At 71.9% G+C, this 20,079-nt stretch carries 18 protein-coding genes; 8 read left to right on the top strand and 10 right to left on the bottom strand.

Annotated elements, in window-relative coordinates; all coding sequences use genetic code 11:
- Nucleotides 1-54: 54 nt before the first annotated feature.
- Both thiI and AP234_RS23475 read right to left on the bottom strand, forming a co-directional pair.
- Nucleotides 55-1,269, bottom strand: coding sequence for a tRNA uracil 4-sulfurtransferase ThiI (gene thiI, locus AP234_RS23480; protein WP_055481861.1), 1,215 nt, complete (start codon nt 1,267-1,269; stop codon nt 55-57).
- Between the two features lie 132 nt (nt 1,270-1,401).
- Nucleotides 1,402-2,427, bottom strand: coding sequence for a 6-phosphofructokinase (locus tag AP234_RS23475; protein ID WP_055481860.1), 1,026 nt, complete (start codon nt 2,425-2,427; stop codon nt 1,402-1,404).
- A 192-nt stretch (nt 2,428-2,619) separates the two neighbouring features.
- Here AP234_RS23475 and glpK point away from each other — a divergent pair, with 192 nt between their 5' ends.
- From glpK to mmuM, 5 genes are all read left to right on the top strand, one after another.
- Nucleotides 2,620-4,077 (top strand): glycerol kinase GlpK, encoded by a 1,458-nt coding sequence (gene glpK, locus AP234_RS23470; protein WP_055481859.1) that lies wholly within the window; start codon nt 2,620-2,622, stop codon nt 4,075-4,077.
- 147 nt (nt 4,078-4,224) lie between these two features.
- Nucleotides 4,225-5,172 (top strand): GNAT family N-acetyltransferase, encoded by a 948-nt coding sequence (locus AP234_RS23465; RefSeq protein ID WP_055481858.1) that lies wholly within the window; start codon nt 4,225-4,227, stop codon nt 5,170-5,172.
- Between the two features lie 18 nt (nt 5,173-5,190).
- Nucleotides 5,191-5,841 carry a MerR family transcriptional regulator gene (locus AP234_RS23460; protein WP_055481857.1) on the top strand — a complete coding sequence of 217 codons (651 nt, stop codon included), beginning with the start codon at nt 5,191-5,193 and terminating at the stop codon, nt 5,839-5,841.
- Nucleotides 5,842-5,915: 74 nt separating this feature from the next.
- On the top strand, nt 5,916-8,270 hold the full coding sequence (locus AP234_RS23455) for a VIT domain-containing protein (RefSeq protein ID WP_055481856.1): 2,355 nt from the start codon (nt 5,916-5,918) through the stop codon (nt 8,268-8,270).
- Nucleotides 8,271-8,478: 208 nt separating this feature from the next.
- Nucleotides 8,479-9,354, top strand: a complete 876-nt coding sequence (gene mmuM / locus AP234_RS23450; RefSeq protein ID WP_055481855.1) for a homocysteine S-methyltransferase — start codon at nt 8,479-8,481, stop codon at nt 9,352-9,354.
- A 45-nt stretch (nt 9,355-9,399) separates the two neighbouring features.
- Here mmuM and AP234_RS23445 read toward each other — a convergent pair whose 3' ends face one another.
- Complete coding sequence (locus AP234_RS23445; protein WP_055481854.1) at nt 9,400-10,545, bottom strand: FAD-dependent monooxygenase; 1,146 nt, start codon at nt 10,543-10,545, stop codon at nt 9,400-9,402.
- A gap of 60 nt (nt 10,546-10,605) precedes the next feature.
- On the opposite strand from AP234_RS23445, the gene AP234_RS23440 reads away from it, so the two are divergent.
- The gene (locus AP234_RS23440; protein WP_055481853.1) at nt 10,606-11,196 is read left to right on the top strand and encodes a TetR family transcriptional regulator; all 591 of its coding nucleotides are present in this window, start codon (nt 10,606-10,608) and stop codon (nt 11,194-11,196) included.
- A 94-nt stretch (nt 11,197-11,290) separates the two neighbouring features.
- On the opposite strand, the gene AP234_RS23435 is transcribed toward AP234_RS23440, so the two are convergent.
- Nucleotides 11,291-12,826 carry an MDR family MFS transporter gene (locus tag AP234_RS23435; protein WP_055481852.1) on the bottom strand — a complete coding sequence of 512 codons (1,536 nt, stop codon included), beginning with the start codon at nt 12,824-12,826 and terminating at the stop codon, nt 11,291-11,293.
- Between the two features lie 76 nt (nt 12,827-12,902).
- Nucleotides 12,903-13,601: a lysophospholipid acyltransferase family protein gene (locus tag AP234_RS23430; RefSeq protein WP_055481851.1), complete on the bottom strand. Its 699-nt coding sequence runs from the start codon at nt 13,599-13,601 to the stop codon at nt 12,903-12,905.
- A 132-nt stretch (nt 13,602-13,733) separates the two neighbouring features.
- On the opposite strand from AP234_RS23430, the gene AP234_RS23425 reads away from it, so the two are divergent.
- Both AP234_RS23425 and AP234_RS35240 read left to right on the top strand, forming a co-directional pair.
- Nucleotides 13,734-14,498, top strand: coding sequence for an alpha/beta fold hydrolase (locus AP234_RS23425; protein WP_055481850.1), 765 nt, complete (start codon nt 13,734-13,736; stop codon nt 14,496-14,498).
- Nucleotides 14,499-14,510: 12 nt separating this feature from the next.
- Nucleotides 14,511-14,954, top strand: coding sequence for a hypothetical protein (locus tag AP234_RS35240; RefSeq protein ID WP_083502360.1), 444 nt, complete (start codon nt 14,511-14,513; stop codon nt 14,952-14,954).
- Between the two features lie 1,312 nt (nt 14,955-16,266).
- On the opposite strand, the gene AP234_RS23415 is transcribed toward AP234_RS35240, so the two are convergent.
- Genes AP234_RS23415 through AP234_RS23395 form a run of 5 tightly spaced genes read right to left on the bottom strand, consistent with a single transcriptional unit; the run spans nt 16,267 to nt 19,995 of the window.
- Nucleotides 16,267-16,974, bottom strand: a complete 708-nt coding sequence (locus AP234_RS23415) for an endonuclease/exonuclease/phosphatase family protein (RefSeq protein ID WP_055481849.1) — start codon at nt 16,972-16,974, stop codon at nt 16,267-16,269.
- A gap of 23 nt (nt 16,975-16,997) precedes the next feature.
- Nucleotides 16,998-17,942, bottom strand: coding sequence for an ROK family glucokinase (locus AP234_RS23410; RefSeq protein WP_055481848.1), 945 nt, complete (start codon nt 17,940-17,942; stop codon nt 16,998-17,000).
- 21 nt (nt 17,943-17,963) lie between these two features.
- A complete protein-coding gene (locus tag AP234_RS23405) occupies nt 17,964-18,395 on the bottom strand; it encodes a hypothetical protein (RefSeq protein WP_055481847.1) in 432 nt (143 codons plus the stop codon).
- Nucleotides 18,392-19,558, bottom strand: a complete 1,167-nt coding sequence (locus AP234_RS23400; RefSeq protein WP_055481846.1) for an ArsA family ATPase — start codon at nt 19,556-19,558, stop codon at nt 18,392-18,394. Before AP234_RS23400 ends, AP234_RS23405 begins: the two co-directional genes overlap by 4 nt.
- Nucleotides 19,555-19,995 carry an SRPBCC family protein gene (locus AP234_RS23395; protein WP_055481845.1) on the bottom strand — a complete coding sequence of 147 codons (441 nt, stop codon included), beginning with the start codon at nt 19,993-19,995 and terminating at the stop codon, nt 19,555-19,557. The genes AP234_RS23400 and AP234_RS23395 overlap by 4 nt, the downstream gene beginning before the upstream one ends.
- Between the last annotated feature and the right edge of the window lie 84 nt (nt 19,996-20,079).

Below are 20,079 nucleotides of genomic sequence, written 5' to 3'. Positions count from 1 at the left end.
CCTCGCGGGCTTCGCGTGCGGTTTTCGCTCCCTCGATCCCGGTGGAGGTCCCCGTCACTGCTGGAAGTCGTCCAGCTTGTAGGGGCGGATCGAGTCCGCGAGCTGGACGGCGAGATCCTCGGCGTCCAGGCGCCGCTCGATCTGCTTGAGATCCTCGATCTTGGCCCGGGTCTCGGCCGAGCGGGGGGCGAGCAGCGTGCAGCAGTCCTCGTCGGGCAGCTCGGAGATCGCTAGGGTCCCGATCCGCCGTGCCTCCGCCATGATCTCGGTCTTGTCCAGGCCGATGAGCGGCCGCAGCACCGGCAGGTCGACCGCGTTGTCCTGGGCCGTGATGTTGGTGAGCGTCTGGGAGGAGACCTGGCCGAGCGAGTCACCGGTGATGAGCGCCTCGGCGCGGATTCGGTGCGCCACCTCCTCGGCGGTCTTCAGCATCAGCCGCCGCTGCGCGATCACCGCGAGGCGGTCCTGCCCGGAGACCTTGATCGACTGCTGGGCCTTGCCGAACGGCACCACCCACAGGCGCGACTTGCCCTGGAAGCGGTCCAGGTTGCGCACGAGAGCGTACGCCTTGTAGATCGACTCGGAGGTGGTGAACGGGATGCCGGAGAAGTGCAGGAAGTCCACCCGCAGGCCCCGGCGCATCATCCGGTAGGCCGCCACCGGCGAGTCGATGCCGCCCGACAGCAGCGCCAGCGCCCGCCCGCTGCAGCCGACCGGCAGGCCGCCCTGGCCGGGCAGGCCCCCGGTGAACAGGAACGCCTCGTCCCTGTCCACCTCGATGTGCACGGTCAGCTCGGGGTCGCTGAGATCGACCGGCAGGCCGTACGTGTCGTTGATCGTGCCGCCGACGAGGCGGTCGAGCTCGTTGGACCGCAGTGGGAACCGCTTGTCCCTGCGCCGCGACCGTACGGCGAAGCGCGCCTTCCTGGCCACCTCGGCGGAGTCCTTGATCAGCTCGATGGCCGCCTTGGTGATGGCCTCCGGGTCCTTGGCCACCCGCCGGGCGAGGTGGACCAGCACGATGCCGGGCACGTCGGACACCCTCCGGGCGACGGCCTCGGCGACCTCGTCGTCGGTACCCTCCGGGAAGAAGATCGCGATCACGCCGTGCCGCTGGCGGACCTCGACGCGGTAGTCCTTGAGCGCGCCCTTGATGTTCGACCGCAGTCGCGTCTCGAAGAGCTCGCGGTTCCTGCCCTTGAGGACCACCTCGCCCAGCTTGAGCAGCACACACGGCTCACCCAGGACCGACCCGGCCGACACTGACATCGCTTCACCTACCTCCGGCAGAGCACAACGCACGAGCCCACCACTTTAGTCCGCGCGGCGAGGTCCGATCACCCGACGGCCGGGCGGTGGGACCCACCGCCCGGCCGTCGGGAGCGTCTCGAGATCAGCGGATCAGCCGAAGAAGACCTCGGCCTCCTCGTAGCGGGAGACCGGCACGGTCTTCAGCTCGGCGGTGGCCTCGTCGAGGCCGACCCGGATGATGTCCGTGCCGCGCAGGGCGACCATCTTGCCGAAGTCGCCCTCGTTGACCGCGTCGATCGCGCCGAGGCCGAACCGGGTGGCGAGCACGCGGTCGGACGCCGACGGCGTGCCGCCCCGCTGGATGTGGCCGAGGACCGTGGTCCTGGCCTCCTTGCCGGTGCGCTTCTCGATCTCCTTGGCGAGCATCTCCCCGATGCCGCCGAGCCGTACATGGCCGAACGCGTCCAGCTCGCCGCTCTGCAGCTCCATCTGGCCCTCAAGGGGATGCGCCCCCTCCGCGACGACCAGTATCGGGGCGTACCTCGTCTTGAACCGGGACTCGACGTAGGCGCAGACCTTCTCGATGTCGAACGGCTTCTCCGGGATGAGGATGACGTTCGCCCCGGCGGCCATGCCGGCGTACAGCGCGATCCACCCCGCGTGACGGCCCATGACCTCGCAGATCAGCGCGCGGTGGTGGGACTCCGCCGTGGTGTGGAGGCGGTCGATGGCCTCCATGGCGATGTTGACGGCGGTGTCGAAGCCGAAGGTGTAGTCGGTGGCGTTGAGGTCGTTGTCGATCGTCTTGGGCACGCCGACGACCTTCACCCCGCGGTCGAAGAGCTGCTTGGCGACGCCCAGGGTGTCCTCGCCGCCGATCGCGATCAGCGCGTCGATCCCGCCCTCGGCCAGGTTCTCCTTGATCCGGTCGACGCCGCCGTCGATCTTGATCGGGTTGGTGCGCGAGGAACCGAGGATGGTCCCGCCCCGCGGCAGGATCCCCCGGACCGCCTGGATGTCGAGCGGCATGGTGTCGCCCTCGAGGGGCCCGCGCCAGCCGTCGCGGAATCCGACGAACTCGTGCCCGTACACGCCGATGCCCTTGCGGACGACGGCGCGGATGACCGCGTTCAGCCCGGGGCAGTCGCCGCCTCCGGTAAGGACTCCAATGCGCATGACGGGTTCCTCCATAAGGGAATACACGGCCAGACTGGTGCGGCACGCCGTGTCGACGCACCGCATTCTGCACCAGCCTACCGACATTGGTATAGACCAAAGCGAGGTTACGTGACCGAACTCACCACGGCCAGCACCCCTACCCGACCGGCCCTTCACCATTCAGTCTCCCACGATGGGCGCGAAGCGAGCGTGCTGGCCATCGACGCCGGCACCACCGGGGTCACCGCTCTCGTCGTCACCGCCGACGGGCGGATCGACGGCCGGGGGTATGAGGAGTTCGCCCAGCACTTCCCTCATCCCGGCTGGGTCGAGCACGTGCCGGAGGAGATCTGGCAGGCGACGCTCGCGGCCTGCCGTACGGCCCTGGACGCCGCGACCACCCGGCCGTGCTGCGTCGGGATCACCAACCAGCGGGAGACCGCCGTGCTGTGGGACCGCGCCACGCTGGCCGCGCCGCGCCGCGCGATCGTCTGGCAGGACCGGCGCACGACCGCGGTCTGCGAGCGCATGCGGGAGCACGAGCCGCGGGTGTCCGAGCTCACCGGGCTCCGCCTCGACCCCTACTTCACCGGCACGAAGCTGACCTGGCTGGCGGAGAACGACCCGCGCGCCTGGAAGGGGACGGCGACCGGGGAGGTCGCCGTCGGCACCGTCGACTCCTACCTGATCGCCCGGCTCACCGGCGGCGCCCGGCACGTCACCGATCCGTCCAACGCCTCCAGGACCCTGCTCTACGACATCGCCGCCGGCGAGTGGTCGGCGGAGCTGTGCGACCTGTTCGGCGTGCCGTCCGCCGCGTTGCCGCGGATCGTGCCGAACTACGGGGAGATCGGACGGACCTCGCCCGAGGCGTTCCTCGGGCTCGACCTGCCGATCACCGGCGTGGCGGGCGACCAGCAGGCGGCGCTGTTCGGCCAGACCTGCTTCTCCCCCGGCGACATCAAGTGCACGTACGGCACCGGCTCGTTCATCCTGGTCAACACCGGCGGGCGGATCGTCAGGTCGCACGCCGGGCTGCTGACCACCGTCGCCTGGCAGGCGCCCTCCGGCGAGATGACCTACGCCCTGGAGGGGTCGATCTTCGTCACGGGAGCGGCCGTCCAGTGGCTGCGCGACGGACTCGGGCTGATCCAGGCCGCGGCCGACTCGGAGTTCGCCGCCTCGAGCGTGCCCGACTCCGGCGGGGTCGTGTTCGTGCCCGCCCTGACCGGGCTCGGCGCGCCGTACTGGGACCCCGACGCCCGGGGGACCATCCTCGGCATCACCCGCGGCACCCGGGCCGCCCATCTGGTGCGGGCCACCCTCGACGCGATCACGTTCGAGGTGCGCGACATCGTCGAGGCCATCCGGGAGATGGGCGTGGAGACGGCGGTGCTGAAGGCCGACGGCGGCGCCAGCGGCAACGACCTGCTCATGCGCCTGCAGGCCGACCAGCTGGGCACGCCGGTCGAGCGGCCGGTCGTTCAGGAGACGACGGCCCTCGGCGCGGCGTTCCTCGCGGGACTGGGCGCGGGTGTCTGGTCCTCGCCCGAGGAACTGCGCGAGACCTGGCGGCTCGACCGCCGCTTCGAGCCCGGCCCGGACGACGGCACGGGCTACGCCCGATGGAAGCGCGCGGTCGAGCGGGCCCGTGACTGGGGCGATTGAGGAAGGCCGACCGGACCGGCGGGCGAACACGGGCCGCTCGACCTGACGTCGCCCCACAACCTGGGAGACACGGGTCGCGAAAACGCCTGGCCCATCGGACCGCCCTCGAACTATCTTTGACTGAGTCAAAGATTTTTGGAGGCGACGATGGACCCGGTGGCGGAGATCCGCGGCTTCAACCGTTTCTACACGGAAGTGATCGGCGTGCTCGGGGCCGGCCTGCTGGACACCCCCTACTCTCTGACGGAGGCCAGGGTGCTGTTCGAACTCGGCACTCGAGGGGCGGCCGACGCGGTCCTCATCAGGGAGCTCCTCGGCCTCGACCCCGGCTACCTGAGCCGGATCCTGGCCAAGTTCGAGGCGGAGGGACTCGTCCTGCGTGAACGGTCGGCCGAGGACGGCCGGCGCCAGGTCGTCAGGCTCACGGACGGCGGCCTGGAGGCGTACCGCACGCTCGACGCACGCTCGGCCGCCGAGATCGAGGCCATGCTGGGCGACCTGACCGGTGCGGAGCGGCACCGCCTGCTCACGAGCATGGCCGCCATCCGCGAGACCCTGGAGCCGGCCGAGCGGCGTGAGCCGTACGTCATCAGGGCGCCGCGCCCGGGCGACCTCGGGTGGGTGGTGCACCGGCATGGCGCGCTCTACAGCGAGGAGTACGGCTGGGGCATGGCCTTCGAGGCCCTGGTCGCCAGGGTCGTGGCCGACTACGCCGACCATCACGACCCGCGTCGGGAGGCGGGCTGGATCGCCGAGATCGGCGGCGAGCCGGTCGGCTGCGTCTTCTGTGTGCGCAAGGACGACGAGACGGCCCAGCTCAGGTTGCTGCTGGTCGAACCGCACGCACGGGGCATGGGGATCGGACGACGGCTGGTCGGCGAATGCCTGGACTTCGCCCGGCGCGCCGGATATCCGCAGATCACGCTGTGGACGAGGGACATCCTGGCCGGCGCCAGAAGGATCTACCAGGCGGCCGGGTTCGAACTCGTCGAGGAGCGGGCGAACGAGGAGAACGGCCACCCGGTCGTCGACCAGGTCTGGACGCTGAAACTCACCGGCGACGGACAGGCAGAGACGTTGACAGTGTCATCGTGACAGTGTCAGTGTGGAGGCATGGACGAGACGTGGACGATCGGCGAGCTGGTGGAGCGGGCGACGGCCCTGCTCATCCCGCCTCGGGCGGGGGTCGACGGCCCGGCCGGCGGCGGTGACGGCCGCGTCCGCGAGGTGCCGAACGAGCGGCTCATCCGGTGGTACACGACGATCGGCCTGCTCGACCCGCCGCTCGCCCGCCGCGGCCGGGTCGCGCTCTACGGGCGGCGCCATCTGCTCCAGCTCGTCGCGGTGAAACGCCGTCAGGCCGACGGCCTGTCCATCGCCGCCATCCAGGCGGAGCTCGCCGGGGCCACCGACGCCGTGCTCCAGCGGATCGCCGCTCTCCCGGCCGGTCCGCCGCCCGCGCCCGCCGCACCCGCGAACACCGCGCCCGCGAACACCACACCGAGAACCACCGCGCCCGCGGCCGCCGCCCGCGGCCGCTTCTGGGCCCGCGACACCACGCCGGCGGCCGCCGTACCCGCGGCGGAGACCGCACCTATCACGTCTGACGCATCGCTCGACGTGGTGTTCGGCGTACGGCTCGCGCCCGGGGTGACGGTCCTGCTCGAAGGACGCACGCCGACCCCGGAGGAGCTGGCCGCCATCGGCCGGGCGGCCGGGCCGCTGCTGGCCACGCTCACCGAACTCGGCCTGGGGGGTGTCTGACAGATCATGTCCCGCCACGCACGGCCCGGACGGCGGCTGCCCGGCCCCCTTACCCGCGAAAGGGAAGAAACGCCATGACCATTCCCATCACGCATCTGCGGCCGGAGGAGTGCCGGCCGGCTCAGGACGCCGGGCTCGGGGCCCTGGAGACCGAACGCGGCAATCTGCCGCTCGACAGCGTCGACGTCACGGCCCGCCTGACCGGGCTGGTCGCCGGGGTCGCCGTGGTGCAGACGTTCCGGAACCCGTACGACGTCTCACTCGAGGCGACGTACGTCTTCCCGCTGCCGTCGAGGGCGGCGGTCACCGAGTTCCGCATGGAGGCCGACGACCGCGTGATCGACGGCGTGCTGAAGGAGCGCGCGCGGGCGCGGGCCGACTACGATCGGGCGCTCGCCGAGGGCAGACGGGCCGCGATCGCCGAGGAGGACCGGCCCGACGTCTTCACCATCCGGGTCGGCAACATCGGGCCGGGCGAGCGGGTCACGGTACGGCTCACGCTGAGCCAGCCGCTGCCGTACGAAGACGGCGCGGCCGAGTTCCGCTTCCCGCTGGTGGTGGCGCCGCGCTACGTTCCCGGAGCCCCGCTGGACGGGCCGCAGGCCGGGGGCGGCGTGGCAGCGGACACCGACGCGGTGCCCGACGCGTCCCGGATCTCCCCGCCGGTGCTGCTTCCGGGGTTCCCCCATCCCGTACGGCTGTCGCTCGCGGTGACGGTGGACCCGGCCGGGCTCGGCCTGCGGGAGATCCGCTCCAGCCTGCACGAGGTGGTCCACGAGGGCGACACGATCAGCCTGCGGCCCGGCGAGCGGCTGAACCGCGACTTCATCCTGCGGCTGGCGTTCGACGCCTCGACGGCTCTCGCCCTGGTCCCGGACGACGCCGATGAGGGCACGTTCACGCTGACCGTGGTGCCGCCGGCGGACGCGACGGCCGCGGCGAGACCGCGCGACGTGGTGCTGCTGCTCGACCGGTCCGGCAGCATGATGGGCTGGAAGATGGTGGCGGCCCGGCGCGCGGCGGCCAGGATCGTCGACACGCTGACCGCCCGGGACCGCTTCGCCGTGCTGGCGTTCGACACCGAGATCGAGCGGGCCTTCCCCGGCGGGCTGGTGCACGCCTCCGACCGCGACCGCTACCGCGCCGTCGAGCATCTGGCCCGGCTGGAGGCGCGCGGCGGGACCGAGATGCTCACCCCCATCGAGGAGGCGCTCGGCCTGCTCGACGCCGCCCCCGAAGAGCACGCCGGCGAGCGGGCCGACGACGGCGCCGGGGCGCGGGACCGCGTGCTCGTCCTGGTCACCGACGGTCAGGTGGGCAACGAGGACCAGATCCTGGAGCGCGCCGGCGGACGGCTCGGCGGCGTACGCGTGCACACGGTGGGCATCGATCGGGCGGTGAACGCCGGTTTTCTCGGCCGGCTCGCCCTGCTCGGCAGCGGCCGCTGTGAGCTGGTCGAGTCGGAGGACCGGCTCGACGAGGCGATGGAGCACATCCACCGCAGGATCGGCGCGCCCCTCGTCACCGACGTCACGCTGCATCCGGAGGGCTTCGAGCTCGTCCCGGACACGGTCACGGACGCCGGATCGCTCTTCCCCGGCGTGCCGCTCACCGTCTCCGGCCGCTATCGGGGACGGCCGTCCGGCGCGATGGCCGTACGCGGCCTCACCGCCGACGGCGAGCCCTGGGAGCGGCGGGTGACCGGCCACCGCGCCGACGGTCCGGCGGCGCGGGCGGTGTGGGCCCGGGCGCACCTGCGGCGGCTGGAGGACCGGTACGCCACGGGCGATCACTCGCTGGAGGATCGGATCGTGGCGGCATCGCTGCGGTTCGGCGTGCTGTGCCGCTTCACCGCGTTCGTGGCGGTCGACTCGCGGGTGAGCGCGGACGGCCGTCCCGAGCACCATGTGATCCAGCCGGTGGAGCCGCCGTCCGGCTGGGACATGCCCATGGGCGCCCCGACGGCGTTGGGAGGGGTCATGCCGATGGCGGCCGCCGCCCCGATGGCCGAGGGCCCGATCGCGTTCGCCGCGTTCCCCGCCGCGCCGCCGCCGCACGCTCCGGCAGGCCCGGCACGCCGGGCAAAGCGTGGGTTCTCGGTCGGCCGCGGGACCAGCGCGCCTGCCTCGCCCGAGGCGGATCTCGACGCCGTGCGCCCGCTGCTGGCCGAGGAGCTGGCCCGGCTGCGGGCGGTCCATACGTCGCTGCCCGAGCGGGAGCTGCGGCGTTACCTGTCCGATCTGGGCAGCCGCCTGCGGGTGATCGCCCAGCTGGCCGGCGACCACGCCGAGCTGTCCGCCCTCGCCGAGGAGCTCGAGAGGGCGGAGCGGCCCGGCACCCGGCCGGACGACCTGCTGCGGCGGGTGATCGACGTGCTGACCGCGCTCACGAACGCCCCCGGCCGGCGGGCCTTCTGGAAGCGTTCCTGACGCGGCTCACGTCATTTCGGTTCCGGTAGGCGGATGACGTCGGACGGCGGGGTGGGAACGGGTCGCCGTGGCTCCCGTACCCCTCCCGTGTCGGGCCGGTCGTCTCGTCCCCCGGCGGGGACGGGCGACCGGCGGCGCAGCATTCGCATGACGAGCCCTTTAAGCCCCATATACCTGGAACGCATAGTGTTGCGGGGTGAGTTCCACCATGTCGGACGGTCGAGTCGTTCCACGCGGTCCTGTCGTGCTGGACGGGGGCCTCGCCACTCATCTGGAGGCGCTCGGCCGCGACCTCGGCGACGAGTTGTGGTCGGCGAGGCTGCTGGTCGAGGAGCCCGATGTGATCCGCCGGGCGCACCTCGACTACTTCGCCGCCGGGGCCGATGTGGCCACCACGGTCAGCTATCAGGCGAGCGTTCCCGGCTTCGTCCGGCACGGCCTCACCCCGCGCGAGGCGCGCGACCTGATCCGCCTGTCGGTCACGCTCGCCGTCCAGGCCAGGGACGAGCACGGCGCCGGGTCGGTGGCCGCGAGCGTGGGACCGTACGGCGCCTTCCTGGCCAACGGCGCCGAGTACACCGGCGACTACGACCTCGACGAGGACGGCCTGGCCGGGTGGCACCGCGAGCGCTTCGAGATCCTCGCCGAGGCCGGGGCCGACCTGCTCGCCTGCGAGACGATCCCGTCGCGGGCCGAGGCGCGGGCGCTGGCCCGGCTGCTGCGCGAGACGCCCGAGATTCCGGCGTGGGTGAGCTTCTCCTGCCGGGACGGGCGGCACGTCAGCGACGGGACGCCGTTCACCGAGTGCGCCGCCGTCTTCGCCGGCCTGCCGCAGGTCGTCGCCGTGGGCGTGAACTGCACGGCGCCGCGTTTCGTCCCGGAGCTGATCGACGCGGGCGCGACGATCGTCTACCCCAACTCGGGCGAGACGTGGGACGCCACGCGCCGCCGCTGGCTCGGCCTCACCGATCCGGTGGAGTACGGCGAGGCCGCGGCGGGGTGGCACGCGCTCGGCGCCACCCACATCGGCGGCTGCTGCCGTACCACCCCCGAGCACATCCGCCGCATCCGCGAACGCGTCTGAGACCGGTCCTGGCGGTCAGGCGTGCCGGCAGACCACGACCACTGATCAGGCGTGCCAGAGGGCGGCAAGCCGTCGGGTGGCGAACCGGGACGGTATGGCGCGCAGCAACGCGTCGCGAAGCCATGCGGCGGCGCCGATCTGGGAGGTCAGCCGCGATTGCCGGAACGCCGCCCGCATCATGCGGTTGGCTCTGGGCCTGCGCTCGGCGTCGTAGCGCAGGAGCCGCTGGGCGACGTCTGCCGGCCCGGCGCCGGTCAGGTGGCGGGTCAGTGCGGCCGCGTCTTCGAAGGCTTGGCTGGCGCCCTGGCCGAGGTCGGGTGGCATGGCGTGCGCGGCATCGCCGAGGAACGCGATCCTGCCGACCGCGAACGAGGGCAGGGGTTCGGCCAGGCGGGTGATCGGGTCGACGTAGATGTCGGCGGGCGGGGTGGCCTCGATCAGTGCCGTGACGAGGGGGTGCCAGTCGGTCATCAGGGACAGCATCTGCCGGCGTGCGTCGTCCGCGCCGGGCGGCGTGCCGCGCAGGACGGAGTCGGTGAACCAGTACAGGCGGTTCTCGCCGACGGGGAACAGGCCGAACATCGCCCCGCTGCGGCGGTCGACCAACTGGCCGGCGAGCAGGTCTGTAGCCAGGCCGTCCGGACGGGGAAGCATGCCGCGCAGGTCCATCCGGCCGGTCCGCCGCAGCCCGGGATGGCCGGGGAAGAGTTGCCCGCGCAGCCTGCTGCCGATGCCGTCGGCCGCGATCACGGCGTCCGCTCTCGCGACGGGCTTGCCATCGCCGATCACGGTTACCCCGGTGGCGTCGGGCTCCAGGCGCTCGACCTGGGTCGCGGTTCGCACCAGGCCGGCGGGCAGCGGGGCGCGGAGCGCGCGGTGCAGTTCTGCCCTGTCGATGATGGCGGGTGTCCCGACCTCCTGCTGCGCCTGGATCGCGTCGGTCACCAGCAGCGGCCGTCCGCGCCAGTCCCGCAATCCCGCGCGGGCGGCGGGTATGACGTGCCCGCGAACGTCTTCAGCCAGTCCCAGTGTGTCGAGCGCGCGGAGTCCGTTGGGCATGACCACGATTCCAGTGCCCGCCTCCCGGAGTTCGGCGCCTCGTTCGAAGAGTGTCACCTGGTGGCCCAGGCGATGCAGCCCCACTGCCGCCGCCACTCCTCCGAGGCCGGCACCGACGACCACGATCCTCATGAGACCTCCGCACTGGATTCACTACGATCGTACTAGTACGGATATTGGTAGCATGATCGCATGCCGCCCACCAATCCGGCCCGTCGCCGAGCCCTGACCGATGCCGCCATCGAGCTGCTGGCGTCCGCGGGCGTGCATGGGCTGACCCACCGTGCGGTGGAGAAGGAGGCGAACCTTCCGCCGGGAACGGCCTCGAACTACTTCCGCAGCAGGGAAGCGCTGCTGGTGGCCGCCGCCGAGCGCATCGTCGAACTGCATCACGCCGACACCGACCGGGCCACCGAACAGCCCACGACGCTGGTCGACCTGTGGACGGAATCGCTGCTCACAGCGGCGACCACACTGCGCAACCGCTATCTGGCGATCTTCGAACTACAACTTGAGGCCTCGCGTCGGCCGCTGCTCGCCTCAGCGCTCGCGGGCCTGCAGGATACGTCGTTGCAGATCACCGCCGGGCACCACGACGAACTCGACCTCTCCATCCCACGCGAGAGGATTCCCGCGCTGATCGCGCTCTACGGGGGTGCGCTGTTCACCCTGGTCACTGCGCCGCCGGGGAGCGTCAGCAGGGACGTCATCCAAGACATGGTCCAGGTCATCGTGCACGGCTGTGCCCCACCTTCCTGGAAGAACACAGGCCCGGCGGCATGACGCCCGGCACCGCCACGTCACCGCCACCAGGCCCGCGCCCGAGCCGGCCACCACTGGAAACACCGGCTCCGACATCACGAAACAGGCCGTGGCACTAGCCGACGGCGACGGGTTCGCCGGTGCGGGCGGCGAGCGGGATCTCCTTGAGGAAAAGCGCCACGAGCAGCGCCGCGACGACGAACGGCAGGCTCGCGAGGAACACGTCGTCGATCGCGTCGGTGAACGCGAGCAGCACGTGCTCCTTCACCGGTGACGGGAGCCGCTGGATGGCGGCCACGTCGTTGGCGTCGATCCCACCGGCCGGCGCCCGCCCGCCGAACTGCTCGGTCAGGTAGTGGGTGAGCCGGTTGGTGAGCACCGCGCCCATGACGGCGGTGCCGATGGCGGCGCCCATCGAGCGGAAGAACGTGGCCGAGCTGGTCGCCGTGCCCATGTCCGACCGGTCGACCGCGTTCTGGATGGCCGTGACGACCGTCTGCATGGTGAACCCGAGCCCGGCGCCGAAGAGGTACGCGTAGATCGCGACGCGCCAGTAGGGCGTGTCCACCTGCATCGTCGAGAGCAGCCACAGCGCGACCAGGAGCACGGCCGAGCCGATGATCGGAAACCTCTTGTATCGGCCGGTGCGGGTCATCAGCTGCCCCGAGGCGATCGAGGTGGAGAAGATGCCGAACACCGCGGGCAGCAGGGCCAGCCCCGACACGGTGGGCGACATCCCCTGGACCGCCTGAAGATAGACCGGCAGGAAGATCATGCCGCCGAACATCGCCAGCCCGCCAAGGAAGTTGAAGGCGTTGCCGACGCTAAAGATCGAGTTGCGGAACAGCCGCATCGGCAGGATCGGCTCGGCCGCCCGGAGCTCGACGACCACGAACAGGGCCGCCAGGGACACGAAGGCGGCGAGCAGCGCCAGCGCGCCTGGAGCGGTCCAGCCGAGCTCGCCGCCCGCCCAGTCGAGGTAGAGCAGGAAGCACGACACCCCGGCCACGATCACGGCGGCGCCCAGGTAGTCGACCTTGTGCGCCCGCCGGACCACGGGGATCTTCAGCGCGACCGAGGTGACGATCAGGGAGATCACTCCGATCGGGAGGTTGATCCAGAAGATCCAGCGCCAGCCGGGGCCGTCGGTGAAGAAACCGCCGAGCAGCGGCCCTGCGACGCTGGACACGCCCCAGACCGCGCCGAAATACCCCTGGTAGCGGCCACGTTCCCGGGGCGGGATCACGTCGCCGATGATGCTGAAGGCCAGCGCCATGAGACCGCCGCCGCCCAGCCCCTGGAGCGCGCGGAACGCGATGAGCTGCCCGATGTCCTGGCTCAGCCCGGCCAGGGCGGAGCCGACGAGGAAGATCCCGATTGCCGTCTGAAAGATCATCCGCCTGCCGTACAGGTCGGAGATCTTGCCCCAGAGCGGGGTGGACGCGGTGGAGGTGAGCAGGTAGGCGGTCACCACCCACGACAGCTTGTCGAGCCCGCCGAGTTCGCTGACGATGCGCGGCAGGGCGGTGCCGACGATGCTCTGGTCGAGCGCGGCCAGCAGCATCCCCGCCGCCACCCCGGCCAGCACGACCAGGATCTGACGGTGGGGCAGATAGCCAGAGACTGCTTCGCGGTCCTCACGAACGCTCACGCATGCTCCTCCTCAACCGATTGTTTCCCGGGACAGTTGACGGACAGAGTCACGTTACCGTCCCGGTTCGGCTGTATCAGGAGGAATTACGGGCGGCCCGGGCCATCTCGACTTTCGCGCTGGCTGCGTACTTGTCGACGTATTCCTGGCCGGACAGCTCCATGAGCGCGTACATGATCTCGTCGGTGACCGCGCGCAGGACGAGACGGTCGTTTTCCATGCCGTAATAGCGGGAGAAATCGAGCGGTTTGCCGTATCTGACGCCGGGCCGGATGCCGAATCTGGGCACCAGCCGGCCGGGCGGCATCATCTCGAACGTGTTGACCATGGCCCAGGGGATCACCGGCGCGCGGGACTCCAGCGCGAGGCGCGCGACCCCGGTCTTGCCCTTGTAGAGCCGGCCGTCCGGAGATCGCGTGCCCTCCGGGTAGATGCCGAGCACCTGGTCCTCCCCCAGGACCCGCAGCCCGGTGCGGAGCGCCGCCTCGCTGGCCTTGCCGCCGGAGCGGTCGATCGGCACCGTGCCGACGCCGGAGAAGAAGGCCCGGCTGACCAGTCCTTTGATCCCGCGGCCGGTGAAGTACTCGGCCTTGCCCAGGGAGATCACCTTGCGCGGCAGGAATCCGGCTCCGAAGAAGTGGTCGGCGAACGACAGGTGGTTGCCGGCCAGAATCACCGGTCCCTCCTTCGGCACGTTCTCCGTTCCCTCCGCCCAGGGGCGGAAGACGAAGTGGAGAATCGGCCAGAGGATGGCCTTCACCACCCAGTAGAACACGCGGGCACCCCCCTCGGGTAAGACGTGAGGTCATCTTCGCACGCCCCACCCACTCGCACTAACGATGCCTTACGTGGGACTATCGGGCGGGAGAACCCGCTGGGTCGACCCGGTGACAGAAAGGTCCATCCCATGCCAGTGATGCCCGGCGCCGAGCCGTACCACCACGACGGCGGCGATGTCGGCGTTCTGCTGTGCCATGGGTTCACCGGATCGCCACAGTCGCTGCGGCCGTGGGCCGAGCACCTCGCGGCTGCGGGACTGACCGTGTCGCTGCCCCGGCTGCCCGGGCACGGCACGACATGGCAGGAGATGAACCGGACGCGTTGGGAGGACTGGTACGCGGAGGTGGACAAGGCGTTCGCCGACCTGCGCGGGCGGTGCGCCGAGGTGTTCGTGATGGGCCTGTCGATGGGCGGCTGCCTCGCGCTGCGCCTGGCGGAGGTGCACGGCGACGCCGTCCAGGGGGTGGTGGTGGTGAACCCGTCCGTGGTCAGCGACGCGCCGCTGCTGCGGCTGGCTCCGGTGCTGAAATGGCTCGTGCCCTCGGTCGCCGGCGTCGCCGGTGACATCAAGAAGGGCGGCATGGCCGAGATCGGCTACACGCGCACCCCGGTGCGGGCGGCGGCGACGCTGCCCCGGCTGTGGAGGCTCGTCCAGACCGACATCGGCAAGGTCACCCAGCCGGTGCTGGTGTTCCACAGCCGCGATGACCATGTCGTAAAACCGGCCAGCACGGCGTTCCTCCGCGCCAGGATGGGGCAGAACCTGGAGATCAGGGAGCTGACCGACAGTTATCATGTCGCGACACTCGACAACGACGCACCACTGATCTTCGAGGGCAGCCTCGACTTCATCCGTTCGCACGCCTCTGTACCCTTGACGAAGGACTTGTGACCCGGGACCGAAGTGACGCCGCAGAGTGACGAGGACGAGGTCTGGCGTCAGATCATCGCCTCCTTCAATGAGACGGCCGAGGACCCCTCGGCCGCACAGCCATGGCCGGATCGGGAGAACGTCACCGACGACGTCGGCGAGACCCCGATGCGGACACAGGACGCGCCCGACAAGGGGGAAGCGCCGGGGAAGACGCTTTCCGAAGACGAGGATCACTACATCCCGCCACCACCGCCGCCGCTCCCCCCGGGCGACTTCGTCAGCAGGCTGTCCTGGGTGGCGCTCTTCGGCGGTCCGGCCTACCTCTTACTCGCCGCGATGCTGGGCTGGGCGATGGACGGATGGATCGTCTTCGCCGCCGTGGCCGCCTTCATCGGGGGCTTCGTGACCCTGGTCGTCCGCATGGGCGACGGTCCCCCGGGCGACTCCGGATGGGACGACGGCGCGGTCCTCTGACCCGCCGCCAGGTCCGTCTGCTCCGGCCGGTCCGCCCGGCCGGGCGGGGGACCGAAGCGCTCGACGAGGTCGCTGTAGCGTCCCTTCGCGTCGAGCACGTGCCCGACCGCCACCGTGAGGTCGGTGACGTGCGCGACCGCCTGCAGCCGCACCGTCCGCTCTTCCGCCGTGTCCGCCGCGGCGGCTCCTTCCTCCTGCGGAGGCGCCTGGCCGCGGATGACGGTCCACCGGGAGCCGTCGCGGCGCAGCAGCAGGCCCTCGGCCGGACGCGCCGGGTCATAGCCGGACACCCAGAACCTGCCGTGCCCGTCGCCGGTCACACCGTACAGCTCCGCCCGACCGGCCGGAACCTCTCGGCCGGCCGCCGCCTTGCCGCCGGAGCGCAGCCGCTCGCGCGACCATTTCCCGCCGTTCCACCGCAGGACGAGCGGCGCGATCGTGCCGTCGTCGCCCGTGTAGACGCCGCCCACGGCGATCGCCCGGTTGCGGCTCTGGACGTAGACGTCGCGTAGGAACCCGCCCTCGATCTCGGGCAGGTTCATCGGCTTCCACCGGCCGCCGGACAATTTCATGATCAGCGGCTGGGTGCCGGAGTCGCCGACGGCCCACCCGCCGGACTTGCCCGCCAGCGCCACGCCGTACATGATGCCGTCGGGCCCGCTCCTGGTGGTCCAGCCCTTGCCCGCGCCGCCGCCGACCGCGAGGAAGGCCTTGCCGTTCCGGCTGCCGACCGTCACGATCCGGCCGGGGGACGCCGCCACGGCGCCGAGCCAGTCGCCCACCCGGAACTGCGGCACGTTGACCCGGTCGAACCCGTCCACCGACCCCTTCGCGACGTACGGCAGGCCGTCGTGGCCGTCGCCCACCGCCCAGACCTCGTCCGGCGAGACGGCGGCGACCGATCGCAGGTGTCCCGCCCCCGTGGCGTCCCCGCGGATCGCCACGTCGGTCCAGGAGACGCCGTTCCAGTGCGTGATCACACCGTGGTTGCGCCAGGTGTCCCAGACGTTCTGCTGGCCGACGGCCCAGATGTCCTTGGCCGACAGGCCGGCCACGTCCGACAGCGAGGCGTCCCCGGCGAACCGGCCGATCGAGGCGCCCTGGGCCACCTCGTCCGGCCGGGTGTTCGTGTGCGCGTGCGCCACCGATGTGGCGCACAGGAGATGCCCGGCCAGCAGAAGGCAGGCGGACGGCACACACAACGGCACCGCACGTCGTCTCCGACGGCGGGTCATGTCACAGATCGTACGTGGACCGGTGCACGGCCGCGACCCGACGGCGCCGAGACCACGCCCCGGCGAGCCCCCACGCCTCACCGGTCCGCCCGCAGCTCGGCGACGACCGGGTGGTGGTCGCTCGCGGCGCGCAGGTCGCCCGGTGGCACGTCCGGGCAGCCGCACGAGACCACGGAGAGCCCCGCGCCGGCGAAGACGGCGTCGATCCGTCTGCGGGGGGCGCGGGCCGGGAAGGTCGCGCCGGCGCCGGCCGCACCGGTCACGTCGGGCGCGCCCTCGAAGCAGTCCGTGTAACGGCCGGTGAGGTAACGCCAGGCCGGATCGCCGGGCCGCTCGTTGACGTCCCCGGCCAGCACGGGCAGCGCGCCGAACCGGCGGGCGGTCCGCTCCAGGATCGGCACGATCTCGGTGACGTGCCGCAGCCGGGCCCCGGCGACCAGGTCGAGATGGGCCGAGCACACGGCGTACCGTCTGTGGTCCTTCTCCACGACCGCGACGGCGATCGCCCGCCACTCCAGCCCGGCGAACCACCGCAGGCGGTGGCCGCTCCCGTGCAGGAGCCGTACGGCCGGGCCCGCGAAGACGGCGACCCCGCCGACGCGTCCCCCGGCCGCGACCGACATGCCGACGTCGCGGGCGAGCTCCCGGCGCCTGCGCCGCCAGTGCAGCAGGCGGGGGACCTCCTGGAGGCACAGCACGTCGGGCCGGATCGCCCTGATCACCCTGACCAGCGCGGCCCGGTCGTCCCGAAGTGAGCGGACGTTGTAGGTGGCGACGCGCAGCACGGTGCTCCGGGGGCCCGCGGCGCTCAGCGTCGCCGGGCGAGGTCGGCCGCCCCGACCATCCCGGCGGACGGACCCAGCTCGGCGACCCTGACCTCGGCCGGCGGCCGATGGCCACGGCCGGTGAGCCGTTCGGCGAACCCGGCGCCGACCTTGTCCAGGAACAGGTCGGCCGCACGCGAGACCCCGCCGCCGATGACGAAGCGACCGGGGTCGAGGACCGCGGCCATGTCGGCGAACCCCTGGGCCAGCCATCCGGCCAGGCCGTCGAACGCCGCCAGCGCGACCGGGTCGCCGCGCCGAGCCGCCTCGGTCACGTGCACGCCCTGGATGCCGTCCACCGACCCGCCGGCGAGCTCGAGCAGGTGCGGCGCGGACGAGGGGTCGGCCTCGGCGCCCCGCCTGGCGTCGCCCAGCAGCGCGGTCCCGCTGGCGTACGTCTCCCAGCAGCCGAGGTTGCCGCAGCCGCATGGGCGGCCGTCCGGCATCACCCGCATGTGGCCGAGCTCGGCGCCCATCCCCCATCTGCCCCGGTAGAGCTCGCCGGCCAGCACGATGCCGCCGCCGATGCCGGTGCCGATGGTCACGCACACCACATGGCTCTCGCCCCGGCCGGCTCCGAAACGGTACTCGCCCCACGCCATGGCGTTGGCGTCGTTCTCGACCACCACGGGCAGGCCCACGAGCTCGCCGACCTTCTTGCGCAGCGGCTCCTCGCGCCAGGCCAGATTGGGCGCGAAGCGGACGACCGACCTGGTCTCGTCCACGAATCCGGCCGCCCCGACCCCGACGGCCTCGACCACGTGCCGCGAGGCGAGCTCGGCCACCGCGTCCGCGATGGTCAGGGCGACCTTCTCGGCGCTGCCCGCCGGAGTGTGCCGCAGGGTCCGGTCGAGGATGTCGCCATCCTCATCGACGACTCCGGAGGCGATCTTGGTGCCGCCCACGTCCACGCCGATGGTCAGCGCCATGCCGCGTTCCTCCCTGGCTCTCTAACCGAGGTCGATGTGCTCCACGGGCGGGCCGTCCCGGCGGGCGTCGTCCGGCTGTGGACGCTGCAGGACCTCGACCATCTGCCGGAACGCCGCGAACAGCTCGCCCCCGGCCGCCACCAGGTGACCGGTGATGTCGGCGCCCGCGCCGTGTTCCCGCTGTGCCGCGATCATCCGGCATACGGGGCATGCGCGGCAAATGTACTCCTCGTCATGGCTTTCGGCGACCGCCTCGCTCCAGACGTCGTCGGTACGGGCGCCGCCGCCGGTGCTGCCGAAGGCCGCGCCGAACCCGCTCATGCCGCCCTTCACCAGGCCCTTGCCGAGCTCGCGGCCGACCCGCTGCTGGACGGCGTCGAACAGCTTCAGCGCCTCCTCCGCGGCAGAGCCGATCGGGTTGGTGGCGTGTGTTTCGTCGTTGGATTCCGTCATCTCGCCCCTCCTGCCTCGAACCGTACCCGGAGGACGCCGTCGCGGAGTGCCGCCGAGGAGATCTTCCGCCGGGACAGCGCCGCCGGCAACGTGATCACCCGGCGGTACGGGCCGGCCGTGATGATCAGGTCGTCGCCCTTGCGGGCCAGATCGACGTCGTGCCGGTCGGCGAGCGGCAGCGCCAGGTCCAGCAGGTCGGCCGTCATCCGCACGGGCGGCTCGGTGCCGGGACGGGCGAAGGGGTCGTCCCCCGCGTACAGCTCCTCGGCCAGCCGGGCGAGCGCCGCCGGGCCGACCGGCTCGGCCGGAAGGTACGGAACGATCCGGACGGGCAGCGGCGCGAACGAGTCGTGCACGACGGCGAGCTGCCGCGCCTGGGCGGCCGCCCACGCCCGTCGCCACTCGTCGGCGCCGTCGGCGGGGAAGACCCGGTTGGCGATCACTCCGTCCACGCGGTAGCCGTACAGGCTGAGCGAGGTGAGCGTGCGCCTGGCCTCGGCGACGACGACGGCCTCCGGCGTGAGCACGAGCCGCACCGAGGCGTCCGCACCGGTGAGCAGCTCACGGATCTCCAGCAGGCCCCGGTGCAGCCGCTCCCCGGCGGAGAGCACCTCGCCCTCGGGCGCGCTCACCCGCGCGACGCGCCGGACGACCGGCGACAGCGCCCCCAGCAGGCGTCTGCCGAGCGGGAGCAGGCGGTTGACGTGCCAGTCCAGCGCCTCCGGCAGGGCGAGCAGGCGCAGCGTCTCTGCGGTGGGCGCGCAGTCCACCACGATCACGTCCCACCCGCCAGAGCGGGCCTGCTCGCGCAGCTCGAGGAGCGCGATGATCTCCTCGGCGCCCGGGAGCACGGTGAGCTCCTCGGCCGTGATCTGGTCGAGGCCGAGCTCCCCGAGCACCCGGCCCGCGTAGTCGCGCAGCTCGCCCCAGTGCCGTTCGAGCGACTTCTGGGTGTCCACCTGCTGGAGATACAGGCCGGGGGCGGCCTCGACCGGCTCCGGCTCCCCCGATGCCCTCGTGGCGAGCGCGTCGGCGAGCGAGTGCGCCGTGTCCGTGGAGACGACCAGCGTCTTCAGTCCCCGTCCGGCCGCGAGCGTGGCGGTGGCGGCCGCCGCCGTGGTCTTGCCGACCCCGCCCTTCCCCGTGAAGAGCAGGATCCTCATCGGCCCTCGACGCGGCGCTTGAGTCCCTTGAGCGCGGTGTCGACGATGACCTTCTCGGCCCGTCGCCTGATCATGCCGATCATGGGGACCTTCAGGTCCACCGCGAGCTCGTAGGTCACCTCGGTGCCGCCGCCCGGACGCTCGGCGAGCCGGTAGCTCCCGGTCAGCGCGGAGATCATCCGTCCGCCCTCGGCGGTGTGCCAGCTCACGCCCGCGTCGCCGTCCCACTCGTAGGCCAGGACGTACTCGTCGCTGATCACGCCGGCGTCGAGGACGAACCGGACCCGGGAGGCCCGGCCGCCGTCCTCCGTCTCCAGGATCTCCGCCGCCTTCACCTGTCCCGCCCACTGCGGATAGGCCGGGAAGTCCGCGATCACGGCCATGATTGACGACCGGGCGGCGCCGATCGTGATGCTCGAGGAGGTGCGATCAGCCATGCGCCAACGCTACTTCACGATCCCGGTGAGAATGGGGTGCCCGGGCCGGGGATAACGCCTGGGTGACGGAACTACCGATGCGTA

Origin of the sequence: Sphaerimonospora mesophila (assembly GCF_001417795.1) — a bacterium.
Classification (GTDB): Bacteria; Actinomycetota; Actinomycetes; order Streptosporangiales; family Streptosporangiaceae; genus Sphaerimonospora; species Sphaerimonospora mesophila.
This window is presented reverse-complemented; position numbering and strand designations above follow the sequence as displayed.